Here is a 14,931-nt window from a genome sequence, read left to right as displayed (position 1 = left end):
GTTCCCGGGGGCCGTAGGGTTCAGGTACGGCTGCAGTTGTTCACGGCCTGCCGCCGGGACGGGAGCCACGTGTGAAGAGCCACCTTGACCGCTACAAGCAGATGGCGGAAATCCTGTACCGCAACGGACTGGGGTACCTGGTAGCCGCCTCCGGCCTGGAAGCCCGGATTCCTTTCCGGCGGAAGGCCCAGCCGGGAGACCGCCCCGAACAGCGGGCAAGCAGCCCGGAATACCTGCGCCGGGCACTGGAAGAACTGGGACCCACCTTCGTGAAACTGGGCCAGCTGCTCTCGACCCGGCAGGACCTGCTGCCGCCGAAGTACCAGCAGGAACTGGCCAAGCTGCAGGACCATGCCGAGCCGGTGCCCTGGGAACAGATTCAGCGGGTGCTCCGGGAAGCACTGGGGGAGCAGGTACTCTCACGTTTCACCAGCTTCGACACCACGCCCCTGGCCAGCGCCTCCATCGGCCAGGTTTACGGGGCCAGGCTGCCGGGCAACAGGGACGTGGTGGTGAAAATCCGCAGACCCGGGATCGATGAGGAAGTGAATGAGGACCTGGACATCCTGCAGGGGCTGGCCGGGTATGCGGGCAGGCACTGGGAGGCCGCCCGGGACTATGACGTTCCCGGCTTGATGGACGAGTTCGCCGAGACGCTGCGGTCCGAACTGGACTACACGCAGGAGGCGCGCAACGCCCGCCGGTTTGCCCTGAATTTCGAAGACAACCCCGCCGTCCGGATTCCCGCCGTCTTCGATGACTTCAGCACGTCAACGGTCCTGACCCAGGAACGGCTGTACGGGCTGAAAGTCACCGACACCGCTGCCCTGGACGCGGCCGGGATCGACCGCAAGGCGCTCGCAGTGACGGCGGCGGACGCGGAAATGAAAATGGTTTTTGACGACGGCTTTTTCCATGCCGACCCGCACCCGGGAAATATCTTCGTGGAGCCCGGCGGGCTGATCGGGCTGATCGATTTCGGCATGGTGGGGGAGATCGACGACAAGTTCCGGACCCAGCTCTCGGCGCTGTTCGTCGCGGTCATCCGCAAGGACCCGGACCGGATGGCTTCTGCCCTAGTCCGCATGTGTGCCAGGACGCGCCGGGTCGACCGCCTCAAGCTGCGCCTTGACCTGCAGCAGCTCATCCGGCTGTATGAGGGGCGGACCCTGGGCAACGCGCCGGTGGGCCGCATCATCAACGGGGCGCTGGGCATCATCCGCAGCCATCATCTGCAGCTGCCGCGGGAGATGGCACTGCTGCTGCGGATGCTGATCATGACCGAAGGCATGGGAGAGGTGCTGGATCCGGATTTCAGCATGGGCAGCACGCTGGCTCCCTACGCACGGCGGATGGCGGTGCACCAGTTGAATCCGGTGGCGGTTGCCCGGCGGCTCGGACAGGTGGGAGCCGAAACGCTGGAGCTGGGAGCTGAGCTGCCGGACCAGTTGCGCCGGCTGCTGAACACGCTGGACTTTGAGGGGCTGGAGGTGCACCTGCGGGCCGAGGAACTCGCACCCCTGGTGGAGCGGCTGGAAAGGGTGGGCAACCGCATGGTGGCAGCCATCTTCGCGGCCGCCTTCATCCGCGGTGTCGGTGAGCTCACGCTGGGCGACACCGACCGCTGGAAGGGCTGGCAGGCCCCGCTGATGACCGCCGGGCTTGCCTCGACCGGTGCCCTGGGCGGGTATCTGGCCTGGACCGCGCGCCGGCAGCGCATCAGGGACTACTGATGGAGCTGTCGCTGGCCGGCCTGACAGTCCTGGTGGCAGGCGGCACCACGGGAATCGGCCGTGCCGTCGTGGAGGAATTCGCCCGCGAACGCGCCAACGTCTCCTTTTGTTCAGACAAGCCCTATGACGTGGGCGTTCTGGAGGAACAGCTGGCGGGATCCGTGGGGCGGGTCGAGGGATCCGTGGTGGACCCTGCCCACCCGGGTGCGCTGGCCCGGTGGGTCAGCGAAACAGCAGTGATTTTCGGCGGTGTCGACATAGTGGTTTCCGCAGCCAGCGCCCTGGCCCTGGATGACACGGACGAAAACTGGGAGGCATCCCTCGCCGTGGACCTGATGGGAAGCGTCCGGCTGGTCAAAGCCGCGCTTCCACACCTGGAACTGAGTACCGCACCGAGCATTGTTGTGGTGTCCAGCACCTCGGGGCGGGAGGTGGATTTTGCGGCCGGACCCTACGCCACGGCTAAGACGGCAGTGGCCGGCTACGTCGCGGGCCTCGCCTTCCGGCTTGCCGGCCGGGGCATTCGGGCCAATACGGTCAGCGCGGGCAACACCTACTACCCCGGCAGCTACTGGGCGTTGCTGGAGGAACACGACCCGGTCACGTTCGAGGCGGCAGTGGCGAGGAACCCCACCGGACGGATGGGTACGCCCGCGGAAGTGGCCGACGTCGTCGCCTTCATCGCCAGTCCGCACGCCTCACGGGTTACCGGAGCAAACATACTGGTTGACGGCGGACTTTCCCGGGCCGTCCAGCTGTGAGCGCGGACGCAGCGGGCCCTAGAAAACCACAGCACGCAGGACCGGACGGACCGCGGCGGGTGCCGCGATCCGTCCGGTCCTGCTGGTGAGCCAAATTTGACTGGTGCATTTTGCTGTCTCTGCTGCGCTCACACTCCCTACTGCGCGAAGTCCGTGGAGTTGTAGATGTTCAGGTTCAGTGCCGCCGCCACCTGGGCCACGGCGTGCTGCGCCCGGACACTGTTGCCCACCGGATCCAGCGGAGGAGAGAAGGCCGCGATGGCCAGCGTCCCCGGCATGATGGCAAGCACCCCGCCGCCCACGCCGCTCTTGGCGGGCAGGCCCACCTTGTAGGCCCAGTCACCGGACGCGGTGTACATGCCCTCCATGGTCATTTCCGCGAGGATCGGAGGAACCAGGGAAGCGTCAAACACCTGTTTGCCCGTCACCGGGTTCCGCCCGCGCGCAGCCACCGTTGCACCCATCGTGGCCAGGTCCCTGGTGGTGACCAGGGTTGAACACTGCCGGGTGTACACCTCGCAGGCTTCCATGGGGTCCGAGTACATTGTCCCGCCCGAGTACAACAGCCAGGCAATGGCACGGTTATGGAAGTTGGTGGACTGCTCGGAGTCGTTGACGGCGTCGCTGATCCTGATCTCCCGTCCGGCAAAGGCGCTCTGCATGTCCAGAATCTTCTTCCAGCGCTCATCCGGAGAATCAGCCGGAATCAGTGACACCGTGGACATGGCGCCGGCGTTCACCAGGGGCGACACCGGTTTGTCCCCGTGCAGGGCCACGGCGATGACGGAGTTGAACGGCTCCCCGGTTGGATCCGCCCCCACTTTGTCGTGGAATTCCGGCAGGCCCACACTCTGCATGGCCAGCGTCATCGAGAAGACCTTGGAAATGGACTCCAGGGCAAACTCGAAGCCCGCATCTCCGGCCTCGTAGATGTCGCCGTCCGCCGTCACGACACAAACACCGAACAGCGAGGGATCAACGGACGCCAGATACGGGATGTAGCTGGCATTCGCGCCGCCGGAGTCATTCACATGATCGGCGTGAGCCGTTTGAACAGCTTGGGTTATGGCCGATTTGTCGGGCATCATAGGGCTGCACTCCCGCCTACTGCAGGCCGGGGCCGCAGGTTCGATTTATCGGTGTCCCCTGTCGGAGAGGACTCACCGGCAGGGGCGCCGCCCGGTGCGGATTCCCCGGAACCTTCTCCGGAACCGGCACCTGATCCAACGGCTCCGGAGGCCAGCGCCTGCTCGGTAAGGACCGCAGTGGGTACCGAGGACTGGGTTTGGACGCCGGGATGGCTGTGCTCCAGCTGCCAGGTAAAGGGTACGAAGCTGCTGGACGGATCCCGCCAGTGCGGTTTGCGCACTGCGTAGATCACCAGGGGAAGGATGAAGAATACCGCTGCTCCGCCTGCCAGGATGCCCACGTACAGCTCCGGGGACCCAACGGCAATCTGGTCCGGAGGAATGAAGCTGAAGACAAAGGCCATCAGCGAACCGAGGAATCCGAGGCCGCCCACCAGCCACATGCCGATTTCTCCGCCGGGCACCCGGTACGGCCGGGGCCGGTTGGGCTGGGCGTACCGCAGATAGATGGCGGCGCCGAACATGAGCATGTACATGATCAGGTACAGGATGACGGTGAGCTGACTCAGGATCTGGTAGGCGGCCTGCACTGACGGCAGCACCACGTAGACCAGCCCCAGGGCCGTGACCACAAGCGCCTGGAAGAGCATGATGTGCGTGCCCATGCCGTGCTTGTTGGTGCGCTGCCAGAACCGGGGCAGATAGCCTGCCTTGGCCACGGCCAGCAGACCGCTGGACGGGCCGGCCACCCAGGTCACCACGCCGGCGAGGACCCCGATCAGCAGCATGGCCGCGATGATCGGGCCCGCCCAGCCGATACCCGCCCACTCGAACATGTCGTTGTAGGAGGTCAGCAGGGACTGGGTAAGGTTGATGTCCGCCTGCGGCACCACAAAGGCAATGGCCAGGGTGCCCAGGACAAAGATCACCACGGTGCCCAGTGCTGCGATCAGCACCGCGATCGGATAATCACGGGTGGGGTTCTTCACTTCCTTGACGTGGATGGCGTTCATTTCCATGCCGGCGTAAAACAGGAAGATACTCGCGGCCAGCACCACGTTGGAGAAGTTGGAGAAGTCCGGAACGAGTTCGCCCCAGCCCATCTGGATCTGCGGGGTGTTTCCGGCGAAGTAGTAGGAGAACCCCAGCACGATCAGGACGGCGGCCGGAATGATGGTGCCGACAATGCCGCCCCACTGGGCCACCTTGGAGAAGGCGGCGGCGCCCCGGAAGGCAATGAAGGTGGCCAGCCAGTAGACCACCAGCACCACCGCCAGGACAAAGGCCTTGTTGCCCGAGAGCTGCGCATCCAGGTTTTGGTTGGTTCCGGTGTACGCCAGGGATACCGCCCCGAAGGTCAGGACCGTCGGAAACCAGATGCTGACTTCGATGAACAGCATGAACATCGCAACGAAGGCCCAGCGCGGGCCGAACGCTTCACCCACCCAGCGGAACACGCCGCCCTGCTCCGGCCAGCCCGTGGCCAGTTCCGCAGCAACGAGCGACACCGGAATCAGGAAAACAACAGCGGCGAGCACGTAGTAAAAGATGGAGCTGAGGCCGTATTCGGCCTCGGCCGGCAAACCGCGGAGACTTACCACGGCCACGATGTTCATGACGGCCAGTGCGCCGATGGTGATTTTGGCTGTCTGCTTAGCCTTGGCCCGTGCCGCGTCCGAACCCGGTGCGGACGAACCCGACGACGACGAGCCGGTTGATGCGGACGAGCCGGTTGATGCAGTGGAATCACTCATCCCACTCACCTCCTCGAGTTAGTGGTGGAAACCGGGATGTGCTGCCTCCTGCGGCATGGGGGACTCAAGCCGGTTGAGGTAATCGGTTTCGGTCCGGATGTCGTTGAGGAGGCTGTCGGCCAGGTCCATGCTGAGCCCGTTGCGGACGACAATCCGTTCGACGGTCATATTTTCCAGATTGCTGGGCATGGGATAGGCGGGCACAAGCCAGCCCTTGGACCGCAGCCGTTCGGCCAGGTCGTACAGGCTCCACTTATCGGTGTGGCCTTCCTTGAGGCGCCACGCGAACACCGGGATGTCCGACCCGTCGTTCCACAGCTCGAAGGGGCCTATCTCGCTGATGCCGGAGGACAGGTAAAGTGCAACGTCCTGGCACGCCTGCTGGACCTTGGCATAACCGGAGCGGCCGAGCCGGAGGAACAAGTAGAACTGCAGGACGACCTGGGCGCCGGGACGGGAAAAGTTCAGCGCGAAGGTCGGCATGTCGCCGCCGAGGTAGCTGACATAGAAGATCAGGTCCTCGGGCAGCCACTGGCGCTCGCGCCAGACGACCCACCCCAGGCCGGGATAGACCAGACCGTACTTGTGGCCCGAGGTGCTGATGGAGTGCACCCGGGGGATCGAGAAGTCCCACTCAAGGTCCGGCTGGATGAACGGGGCGATCATGGCGCCCGAGGCCCCGTCCACGTGGATGGCGATGTCCAGTCCGGTGGAGGCCTGGATTTCGTCAAGCTTGTCTGCGATCTGCTTGACCGGTTCGTACATTCCCGTGTAGGTCACGCCCATGATGGCGACAACGCCGATCGTGTTTTCGTCAACGTACTTTTCCAGTTCGAAGCCGTCCAGGCACTTGTGCTCCTCGCTGATGGGAACCAGCCGGGCTTCGATGTCGAAATAGTTGCAGAACTTCTCCCAGCAGACCTGCACCGCGGAACTCATGACAAGGTTGGGCTTGTCTGTTGGTTTGCCGTCCGCCCTCCGGGAATGCTGCCACAGGCGTTTCAGGGCCAGACCGCCGAGCATGCAGGCTTCGGAGGAACCAACCGTCGAGGTGCCGATGGTGCCGCCGGGATCGGGGGAGTGCCACAGATCGGCAAGGATTTTCCAGCAGTTCTGCTCAATCTGGGCAGTCTGCGGGTACTCGTCCTTGTCAATCATGTTCTTGTCATACGTCTCGGCATACAGCTTGTTGGCGTGGTCGTCCATCCATGTGCTGACGAACGTGGCCAGGTTCAGACGGGCGTTTCCGTCCAGCATGGTCTCGTCATGAACGATCTGATAGGCCGTTTCCGGGAGCATCTCGCCGTCCGCCAGCTTGGTCTTGGAGGCAACGGTGTCTTCGCCCGGGCGGGCGAACAACGGATTTACGCTCAGTGAGTCTTTATCGCGTTCCTGCGGCATCATCTGGACCTTTCAGTAAGGGTGTGAACTGCACCGGACCGGTGTGATCGCCGGTCGTGAATCCTCATGAGGCTGCGCGCATCAAAAACTCTACGCGGGGCCAAAAACAGTGGCTAGGGTCACCGACCCCGGCAGCGCCGGGGCACCGGTATTGGTGCCGGTTCGGCTTCCCGGGCTGCCGGATGGGGCCTGGACCGTTGAGGCAGGGACTGCCCGCGCGTACTGTGAAACGCAAATCGAGTGAGGCCGCTGATCATCTGAAACCACTGATCAGGCGGATCCACTGATCATCTGAAACCACTGAGGGAACATCTGCGAGGAGGCATTCCATGGCGGGACTGGCGCGGCGTGATCGGTTCGAACTGCCCGAACCCGTACGTAAATTCTTTGAAGGCGACTGGGAGGTCCCGGCGTTCCCGGTCGAGGAGTACCGGGATGGTGCCACGATGGTGGTGAAGGCCGAGCTGCCCAACATTGATCCTGACAAAGACCTGGACGTTTCCGTGAGCGACGGCATCCTGCACATCAAGGGTGAGCGCCGCGAGGGCAGCGAGCACAAGGACAAAAACGGCTACCGGAGCGAGTTCCGCTACGGCTCGTTCACCCGCGACATACCGCTGCCCGCCGGTTCCAGCCAGGACAACGTGAGCGCATCCTACAACGACGGCGTCCTTGAAGTCCGCGTTCCGGTGCCCGAGGCAGGCTCCTCCTCCACCAAGGTGCCCATCTCCAGGGGCTGATTTTCCACGGGGTGATTCCAGGGGCTGATTGCGCTCCAAGGGGCTAGATCCGGTTCCAAGGAGCTGAGCCCGGTTCCAAGGGGGCGACAACCCGGGCCGCGGGAAACGCTGCGGCAAGGAGGTTCGATGAGCAGCCATGCTTCCGGCGTACCCAAAAGTGGAGGCGGCCCTAAAAGCGGAACCGGCGGTTCCGCTTCCACGGACCGGCAGGCCCGCAGGTACCCCGACTGGGTTGTCATCGCCACTCTGGCCAGCGGCGGCGTCGTCGTGTCCCTGGAGAAAACGGCGGTGGTTCCGCTGCTGCCCGAGTACCCCGGGATCTTCGGCGTCACGTCCGACGACGTGTCCTGGATGGTGACGGTCACGCTGCTGAGCGCGGCAGTGGCGACGCCGATCGTCTCCCGTCTGGCGGATATGTTCGGCAAGCGGCGGATGCTGCTGGTGGCCATGACCATGATGGTGGCGGGAGCCTTCACCGCGTCCATTGGCGGCACCTTCTTCTGGGCGCTTGTGGGAAGGGCACTGCAGGGATTTGCCGGAGCAGTGATCCCGGTGGGCATCAGCATTCTGCGCGATACCCTGCCGCAGCGGAAAATCGCCGGCGCGGTTTCGCTGATGAGCGCCAGTTTCGGCATCGGAAGTGCCCTCGGCCTGCCGATGGCGGGGCTGATCTATGAACGGCTGGGCTGGAGGGCCACCTTCTGGGTGGTCGGGGTCATTGCCGCCGTACTGATCGTTGCCGTCATCGTGTTCGTTCCCGAGTCCCGGGTACGCACGCCCGGCCGGTTCGACTACGAGGGCGCCCTGGTCCTTTCAGCCGCCATGACCGCCCTTCTCCTGGCCATCAGCAAAGGAGGGGTCTGGGGGTGGACCAGCGATCCGATCCTGGGCCTGTTCGCCGCCGCCGTCGTGCTCCTCGCTGTGTGGTTCCCGCTGGAGCTGCGCAAGGGCCAGCCGCTGGTGGACCTGCGCACCTCGGCGCGGCGCCCGGTGCTCCTGACCAATGCCGCCACCGTCCTGGTGGGGTTCTCCATGTATGCCAACATGCTGGTCACCACGCAGCAGCTGCAGCTGTCCAGGGAAACCGGGTACGGGTTTGGCCTGAGTGTCCTGGTTGCAGGCCTGACCATGATCCCCGCCGGCCTGGCCATGGTTGCCGCGGCCCCGCTGTCGGCCCGCATCACCAACACCTTCGGCGCGAAGGCAACCATGGTGGTCGGCTGCGCAGTGATGGCCGGCGGCTACCTATCGCGGGTCATGCTGGTCAACACGGTGACCGGCATCATCATCGGCGCCGTCATCGTGTCCGTCGGTACCGCGATCGCCATGGCAGCCATGCCCACGCTCATCATGAGCAACGTTCCCCTCACCGACACGGCTGCCGCCAACGGCGTCAACACGCTGCTGCGCTCGGTCGGCACGTCCACCTGCAGTGCGGCCGCCGCCAGCATCCTGGCTTCCATCACTGTCAGGGTCGGGGGAGAGACCTTCCCCGGGGTGGACGCCTTCCGTGCGATCTTCGCCCTGGCCTGTTTGGCAGCCCTGGCTGCGACCGGGATTTCCTGCCTCATTCCCAGGGCTCCGCGGCGCGAAGCCACCCACCCGGCGCTCCACGCCCGGCCCGGGCAGCGCCAGCCTCCTCCGGCGGACGCCAAGCGCGAGATCATGGTCACCGGCACCATGCTCGCCGCCGACAACAGCACGCCGGTGCCCGGCGGCGTGGTCACCGTGCTGGACCAGGACGGCGAACCCGTGGACTGGGACCGTGCCGACGACGGCGGGCGCTACGCCGTCGTACTCCCCGGCGACGGCCGCTACGTCCTGGTGGCTACTCAGCACCAATGGCGTCCGGTGTCCGAGGTGCTCGCTTTCCCCGGGGTGCCCAGCAGTCATGACATCCGCTTCCGCGAGCGGCTGACCCTGACCGGCCAGATTACCCATAACCGCCTTCCGGTGGCCGGAGCCCTGGTGATCCTGGTTCAGCCTGCGGGGGAGAACCGGGCCGCAGCGCGGTCGGACAGCGCCGGCCGCTACGTGCTGCCGCTGCCGCGTACGGGAACCTACATCCTGACTGTCGTTGAACCCGACGGCGCCACCACCCACACCCGGCGGGTTGCCCTGCCGGCGCCGAACACGGTGATAGACATGGAACTCGGCGGGGACCCGCCCACTACGGGCCTGCGGATCTAGGGCCGGCGGAAAGCCGAGACAAAGCGCACACTTCTGCCTTTGGTACCTGATTGGTTCAGCGCATAGGATCAATCTGGCGTAAATGGGGCGCGGTCCCTCCGGGACCCGCTGGACTGGTGTTTTCACTCCCCGGCTCCGCCGCTCCCTTTGCAACATTTCCGATGAACCGGAAAGCACCCTGCTGCCCCCGCCGGCTTCTGTCCGCGGGAGCTTCCGCGTGCCGACGGAACTCCTTTTGTCTTCAAGTTAGGGTACGTGGTGGATCTCACCCTCATGGTGGCGCTGGTGATCGCGCTCGCATTATTCTTCGACTTCACCAACGGCTTTCATGACACAGCCAACGCAATGGCAACTCCCATTGCCACAGGTGCAATCAAGCCGAAGAACGCTGTAGCCCTGGCTGCAGTCCTGAACCTGGTGGGCGCTTTCCTGTCCACTGAAGTTGCTAAGACCATTTCCGGCGGCATCATCAGGGAGGGCGAGGGCGGGATCCAGATCACCCCCGTCATGATTTTCGCCGGCCTGCTTGGCGCCGTGATCTGGAACCTGATTACCTGGCTGCTCGGCCTGCCCAGCAGTTCCTCGCACGCCCTGTTCGGCGGCCTGATCGGTGCCGCGATCGTGGGCGCCGGCTTTGGTTCCGTGGATTACTCCGTCCTCATGTCCAAGGTGATCCTGCCGGCCTTCATCGCACCTGCCATCGCCCTTTCCGTGGCTTTCCTGGCCACCCGGCTGGCGTACTCCATTACCCGCCGGCATGACCAGGAATCCGGAGACAAGCTGCCCCGCAAGCGCGGCGGCTTCCGGTATGCGCAGATCTTCTCCTCTTCGCTCGTGGCCCTGGCGCACGGCACCAACGACGCGCAGAAGACCATGGGTGTCATCACCCTGGTGCTGATCTCCGGCGGTTTCCAGATGGTCGGAACCGGTCCGGTCTTTTGGGTTGTCGCAGCCTGTGCAGTGGCGATCGCCGCGGGCACCTACGCCGGCGGCTGGCGCATTATCCGCACCATGGGCACCGGCCTGACCGACGTCAAGCCTGCCCAGGGATTCGCCGCCGAGACCAGCACCGCGGCAGCCATCCTGACCTCTACGCATCTCGGCATGGCACTGTCCACCACACAGGTTGCCTCGGGATCGGTCATTGGCTCCGGCCTGGGCCGCAAGGGAGCAGAGGTCCGCTGGGGAACCGCACGCCGGATCGCCGGAGGCTGGCTGCTGACCCTTCCCGCCGCCGCCGTCATGGGTGCCGCTGCCGCCTTCGTTGCAGGCACCGGCCCGATCGGCGTGACGATTGACGGCGTCCTGGGACTGGCAATCATCCTGTTCATCTTCTTCTGGTCCCGCCGCAACCGCGTCGGCCACGACAACGCAGTCAGCAACATCGACAACGCCGGGGGAGCCGTCAAGATCAACAAGCGCAAGGCCCGCTCCCAGGGCCGTGCCTCCGCCCGCACCACCAAGGTCAAGGAAACATCCAAATGAGCATCAACTGGGTCGCGTACCTCATAGTTGCCGGAATCACCCTGCTGGCCACGCTCGTCGTCGTCGGCCTGTATTCCACGGGTGTCCGCCTCTACGCCGTCGCTTCGGACCGCAACCCCGGTCCGGAAGCCAGGAGCCGGCTCCTGCTGGTCAAGGCCGGAGCCTATGCCTGCTTTGCGGTCTGCGCTGCAGCGGTACTGTTCGGGATCTACCTGATCGTGCCCGCCCTGCACGGCTAGAACCGGTACCTCTGAATCCTGACAGCCATATCCAAGGAGACACCGATGGTCATGCCCCGGAACCTTTTCCTTGTCCGTCACGGGCAAAGCGAAGCGAACGTCATGCAGCGCGCTTCCAGAGCCGGTGACCCGAGCCTGTACACCGAAGAGACCATGACCGTCCCTGACCGTTCCTGGCGCCTCACCGAGCTCGGGGTGGAGCAGGCCAAGGTTGCGGGAGCATGGATCACAGGGCAGAACATCCACTTCGACCGCGCCATGGTCTCCATTTACACCCGGACGCGCGAGACCGCAGCGCACCTCGGACTCGACGTGCGCTGGGAGGAGAACCGGGTCATCCGCGAACGCTCCTGGGGTGAGATCGGGTCCATGTCGAAGCAGGACTTCGCGCGGAAGTACTCGCAGAATGCGGCCTACCGCGACAGCGATCCGCTGTACTGGGCTCCGCCGGCCGGTGAATCCATTGCAAACGTCGCCGAGAACCGGGTCCGGAACATCCTGAGCACTCTGCACCGCGAAAACGCCCGGGAGAATGTCCTGATGGTGACCCACGGCGAATTCATGTGGGCGACGCGTCTGGTGCTGGAGCGCTGGAGCGACGAAGAGTTCCTTGAGCGGGATGCGGACAAGGAGCAGATGATTCACAACTGCACCGTCCTGCAGTACTCCAGCACGGATCCGAATGACCGGAACAACGTCCGCGACAAGCTCAGCTGGGTCCGCCGCTGCTGGCCCGTGCAGGTGGACGGCGAATGGACCATGTTTGTCGGTGAGTGGGAAGAGTTTGACCGGAAGTACTTCACCGGAGAGGAACTCCTGGAGCGGGCCGAGGCAAACCGGCATTTCCTGCAGGGGTCGTTCGGCAGCTGAGCGGCTCGGCACGCTGAACGTGCGGGGCTAGCTGAAGTGCTGCGGACGACGCACAAAAGCCCGGCGGCGGGAGCCTGTTTTGGCTCCTGCCGCCGGGCTTTTACGTGCCGCGGACACCGGCTTCCGCTGAGCGGCCTGCCGGGCCTGGCTGGACTAGGAAGCTTCGGCGTACTCCGGGTAGTCCGTGTAGCCGGCAGCACCGTAGGAGTAGAAGGTGGAGGGATCCGGCGTGTTCAGCGGGAGGTCTTCCTCCCAGCGGCGGACCAGGTCGGGGTTGGCGATCACGGGCCGGCCGACGACGACGCCGTCACCGAGCTCGTCCTCCATGAACTGGATGGCTTCTTCACGCGTGGTGAGGATGCCGAAGCCGGAGTTCAGCAGCACCGGCCCGCCGAAGGTTTTCCGCAGTTCCTGCACGAGGATGTCCGAGGGGTCCCGGTGCAGGATGCTGAGGAAGGCCGGCTTCAGCGGTGCGATGCCGGCCACAAGCGCGGTGTACGTCGCCAGGACGTCGGCCGGGTTGGTTTCCAGGACACCCTGGATGTTGTTCTCCGGAGAGATCCGCAGGCCGGTCCGGTCCGCGCCGATGGCCTCGGCCACTGCACGGTAGACCTCGGTGACAAGGCGGGCCCGGTTCTCGGGCGAGCCGCCGTACATGTCGGTGCGCTTGTTGGAATCAGGGGAGAGGAATTCGTGCAGCAGGTAACCGTTGGCGCTGTGCAGCTCAACGCCGTCGAACCCTGCCTTCATTGCTGCGCGTGAGGCGGCAACAAACTCGGCAATAATGACGGGCAGCTCAGCGGTGGTGAGTGCATGCGGAACCGGGTAGGGCTGCTTGCCCTCGTAGGTGTGGGTCAGGCCGTCGATAGCCAGGGCGCTGGGGGCCACGACCCTGCGGCCGCCGTTGATTGCGGGGGAGGTCACCCGTCCGGCGTTCATCACCTGGGCCACGATCCGGCCGCCGGCGGCGTGGACGGCGTCGGTCACCTTTTTCCAGCCGGCGATCTGCTCCTCGGTAACCAGCCCCGGCTGCCAGGTGAAGCCCTGTCCTTCGTAGGACGTGTAGGTACCCTCGCTGACGATCAGGCCCATCGAGGCGCGCTGCGCATAGTGCTCCGCCATGAGTTCGGTGGGAATCCCGTTGCGGCCGCTGCGGGTGCGGGTCAGCGGTGCCATGACCAGGCGGTTGGGCAATTCAAGGGAGCCGAGGGTAAGCGGTGAAAAGAGATTCAAGGGGAGGAAGTACTTTCTGTAGGGCCCGTCCGGTGCGGTTCTGCCGGCGCAGGTGGAAATGCTGTCTAATCCGGCCAACCGGGAATACGCCTGCAGTATTCCAAGGCGTGGGATACATCACCGCGGCGGCGCCGGTGCTTTTACCCGGCCCCCGGGCTAGCATGGCGGCATGGTCAGGACTGTCTACTGGGTGGCGGCGTCGCTGGACGGCTTCGTGGTCGACGGGCCGGCCCCCTTTGGGCCTCGCAGTCCGGGTGAGCCGTCTAGCCCGGGTGAGCCGCTGAGACCGGGGGCTCCGGCGGGAAGGTCCGGAGACCCGTGGCCGGAGGATCCGTCTGATCAGGAGTTTCTAAGCGGGGTTGGGGCCGTGGCAATGGGGGCCGGGACATACCGGACCCTGCTGGCAGTCCCGGAATCATGGCCGTACGGCAAAATCCCGGTCTGGGTTTTTACCCGCCATGAATTCCCGGGCATATCGGGTGCAGACATAACTTTTGTCCGCGGCGACGTCGAGGAATTCCATCCGGACATTGTGTACGACGCCGGTGAAAAGAATGTCCTCTTGGCTGGCGGCGCAAACCTCGCCGGCCAGTTCATGGACTGCGGACTTATCGATGAAATGTTCGTCACCGTTGTTCCCGTAGCCCTCGGCGCCGGCCGGCCCATGCTTCCGGTTGCGCGTGTTACCCAACCGGGCGCGCTGCTGGAAACCCGTTCCGAGAACACGGGGCTGGTGCAGCTGCACTACGGGTTCGGGGATGCCCGGGGGCGTCAGGCGCCTGCTTAGCGGGCGTCGCGGATCATGTTGGTCATCCGGGCCGTGCTGAGGCGGCGTCCCTGCTCGTCCGTCATGACGATCTCATGCGTCACCAGCGTCTTACCGCGGTGGATGGCCGTGGCGGTTCCGGTCACGGTGCCGGAGGAAACCGACCGGTGATGAGTTGCGCCTATTTCAATGCCCAGGGCCTGCCGCCCGGGACCGGCATGAATTGCGGCACCAAAGGAACCCAGCGTCTCGGCCAGGACAAGATGGGCACCGCCGTGCAGGATTCCGGCCACCTGTTCGTTGCCCTCCACGGGCATGGTCGCGACCATCCGCTCAGCCGTCATCTCGATGAAACGGATGCCCAGCTTCTCCACGAGCCGCCCGACGCCGTTGGAGCTAAGCCAGCCGTGCATCTCCTCAGGGACGCCCGCTTCGGTCAGCTGGTCAGTGAAGGGGTTGGGTGCCTCGGACCGGGCGCCGTTGTCCGGCGTGAAATTGTCGCTCATGCCAACTAGGCTTACATCTGTGAGTGAATCTACCAAACTGGCCGATATTCAAGCAGAAATCCCTGCCGAGACCGTACTTGAGGGGGTCGTGGAACCCGCACCCGAGGCACTCGGGACCGCTACGGCGGGAGGGCACAACCGGCTGCTGGTGATCGACGGCCATTC

Annotated in this window: 13 protein-coding genes; 8 read left to right on the top strand and 5 right to left on the bottom strand. The window is 64.8% G+C overall.

Annotation, left to right across the window (positions count from 1 at the left end):
• Window positions 1–71 precede the first annotated feature (71 nt).
• Together M1D40_RS10180 and M1D40_RS10175 are read left to right on the top strand one after the other, a co-directional pair.
• Window positions 72–1,733, top strand: coding sequence for an ABC1 kinase family protein (locus M1D40_RS10180; RefSeq protein WP_341395770.1), 1,662 nt, complete (start codon window positions 72–74; stop codon window positions 1,731–1,733).
• On the top strand, window positions 1,733–2,494 hold the full coding sequence (locus tag M1D40_RS10175; RefSeq protein ID WP_341395771.1) for an SDR family NAD(P)-dependent oxidoreductase: 762 nt from the start codon (window positions 1,733–1,735) through the stop codon (window positions 2,492–2,494). The genes M1D40_RS10180 and M1D40_RS10175 overlap by 1 nt, the downstream gene beginning before the upstream one ends.
• Before the next feature lie 137 nt (window positions 2,495–2,631).
• On the opposite strand, the gene glsA is transcribed toward M1D40_RS10175, so the two are convergent.
• The 3 genes from glsA to M1D40_RS10160 are packed head-to-tail and all read right to left on the bottom strand — an operon-like array spanning window position 2,632 to window position 6,737.
• Window positions 2,632–3,525: a glutaminase A gene (gene glsA / locus M1D40_RS10170; RefSeq protein ID WP_341395772.1), complete on the bottom strand. Its 894-nt coding sequence runs from the start codon at window positions 3,523–3,525 to the stop codon at window positions 2,632–2,634.
• Window positions 3,526–3,578: 53 nt separating this feature from the next.
• A complete protein-coding gene (gene gadC / locus M1D40_RS10165) occupies window positions 3,579–5,336 on the bottom strand; it encodes a putative glutamine/gamma-aminobutyrate antiporter GadC (protein WP_461168746.1) in 1,758 nt (585 codons plus the stop codon).
• An 18-nt stretch (window positions 5,337–5,354) separates the two neighbouring features.
• The gene (locus M1D40_RS10160; RefSeq protein ID WP_461168745.1) at window positions 5,355–6,737 is read right to left on the bottom strand and encodes a glutamate decarboxylase; all 1,383 of its coding nucleotides are present in this window, start codon (window positions 6,735–6,737) and stop codon (window positions 5,355–5,357) included.
• A gap of 329 nt (window positions 6,738–7,066) precedes the next feature.
• Between M1D40_RS10160 and M1D40_RS10155 the strand changes: the two genes are divergently transcribed.
• The 5 genes from M1D40_RS10155 to M1D40_RS10135 all read left to right on the top strand — a co-directional run bounded on the left by M1D40_RS10155 (window position 7,067) and on the right by M1D40_RS10135 (window position 12,261).
• Window positions 7,067–7,477, top strand: a complete 411-nt coding sequence (locus tag M1D40_RS10155) for an Hsp20/alpha crystallin family protein (protein WP_341395775.1) — start codon at window positions 7,067–7,069, stop codon at window positions 7,475–7,477.
• Window positions 7,478–7,603: 126 nt separating this feature from the next.
• Complete coding sequence (locus M1D40_RS10150; RefSeq protein ID WP_461168744.1) at window positions 7,604–9,667, top strand: MFS transporter; 2,064 nt, start codon at window positions 7,604–7,606, stop codon at window positions 9,665–9,667.
• Between the two features lie 258 nt (window positions 9,668–9,925).
• On the top strand, window positions 9,926–11,152 hold the full coding sequence (locus tag M1D40_RS10145) for an inorganic phosphate transporter (protein ID WP_341395830.1): 1,227 nt from the start codon (window positions 9,926–9,928) through the stop codon (window positions 11,150–11,152).
• Window positions 11,149–11,391 (top strand): hypothetical protein, encoded by a 243-nt coding sequence (locus M1D40_RS10140; protein ID WP_341395777.1) that lies wholly within the window; start codon window positions 11,149–11,151, stop codon window positions 11,389–11,391. The genes M1D40_RS10145 and M1D40_RS10140 overlap by 4 nt, the downstream gene beginning before the upstream one ends.
• Before the next feature lie 51 nt (window positions 11,392–11,442).
• Window positions 11,443–12,261, top strand: a complete 819-nt coding sequence (locus tag M1D40_RS10135; RefSeq protein WP_461168743.1) for a histidine phosphatase family protein — start codon at window positions 11,443–11,445, stop codon at window positions 12,259–12,261.
• 153 nt (window positions 12,262–12,414) lie between these two features.
• Here M1D40_RS10135 and M1D40_RS10130 read toward each other — a convergent pair whose 3' ends face one another.
• A complete protein-coding gene (locus M1D40_RS10130) occupies window positions 12,415–13,437 on the bottom strand; it encodes an alkene reductase (RefSeq protein WP_461171046.1) in 1,023 nt (340 codons plus the stop codon).
• A 430-nt stretch (window positions 13,438–13,867) separates the two neighbouring features.
• On the opposite strand from M1D40_RS10130, the gene M1D40_RS10125 reads away from it, so the two are divergent.
• Window positions 13,868–14,281 carry a dihydrofolate reductase family protein gene (locus M1D40_RS10125; protein WP_461168742.1) on the top strand — a complete coding sequence of 138 codons (414 nt, stop codon included), beginning with the start codon at window positions 13,868–13,870 and terminating at the stop codon, window positions 14,279–14,281.
• On the opposite strand, the gene M1D40_RS10120 is transcribed toward M1D40_RS10125, so the two are convergent.
• Window positions 14,278–14,766, bottom strand: coding sequence for a PaaI family thioesterase (locus M1D40_RS10120; protein WP_461168741.1), 489 nt, complete (start codon window positions 14,764–14,766; stop codon window positions 14,278–14,280). The two genes, M1D40_RS10125 and M1D40_RS10120, sit on opposite strands and share 4 nt — an antisense overlap.
• Between the last annotated feature and the right edge of the window lie 165 nt (window positions 14,767–14,931).

Source organism: Arthrobacter sp. Z1-15 (genome assembly GCF_054792395.1).
The sequence above is the reverse complement of the archived record's forward strand: the minus strand, read 5'-3'. Positions and strand labels throughout refer to the sequence as shown.

Bases quoted from the DNA above. Each gene is read 5' to 3' on its own strand.
- M1D40_RS10175 (WP_341395771.1), top strand. From the start codon at position 1,733: ATGGAGCTGTCGCTGGCCGGCCTGACAGTCCTGGTGGCAGGCGGCACC.
- gadC (WP_461168746.1), bottom strand. From the start codon at position 5,336: ATGAGTGATTCCACTGCATCAACCGGCTCGTCCGCATCAACCGGCTCG.
- M1D40_RS10160 (WP_461168745.1), bottom strand. From the start codon at position 6,737: ATGCCGCAGGAACGCGATAAAGACTCACTGAGCGTAAATCCGTTGTTC.
- M1D40_RS10155 (WP_341395775.1), top strand. From the start codon at position 7,067: ATGGCGGGACTGGCGCGGCGTGATCGGTTCGAACTGCCCGAACCCGTA.
- M1D40_RS10150 (WP_461168744.1), top strand. From the start codon at position 7,604: ATGAGCAGCCATGCTTCCGGCGTACCCAAAAGTGGAGGCGGCCCTAAA.
- M1D40_RS10140 (WP_341395777.1), top strand. From the start codon at position 11,149: ATGAGCATCAACTGGGTCGCGTACCTCATAGTTGCCGGAATCACCCTG.
- M1D40_RS10135 (WP_461168743.1), top strand. From the start codon at position 11,443: ATGCCCCGGAACCTTTTCCTTGTCCGTCACGGGCAAAGCGAAGCGAAC.
- M1D40_RS10130 (WP_461171046.1), bottom strand. From the start codon at position 13,437: ATGGCACCGCTGACCCGCACCCGCAGCGGCCGCAACGGGATTCCCACC.
- M1D40_RS10125 (WP_461168742.1), top strand. From the start codon at position 13,868: ATGGGGGCCGGGACATACCGGACCCTGCTGGCAGTCCCGGAATCATGG.
- M1D40_RS10120 (WP_461168741.1), bottom strand. From the start codon at position 14,766: ATGAGCGACAATTTCACGCCGGACAACGGCGCCCGGTCCGAGGCACCC.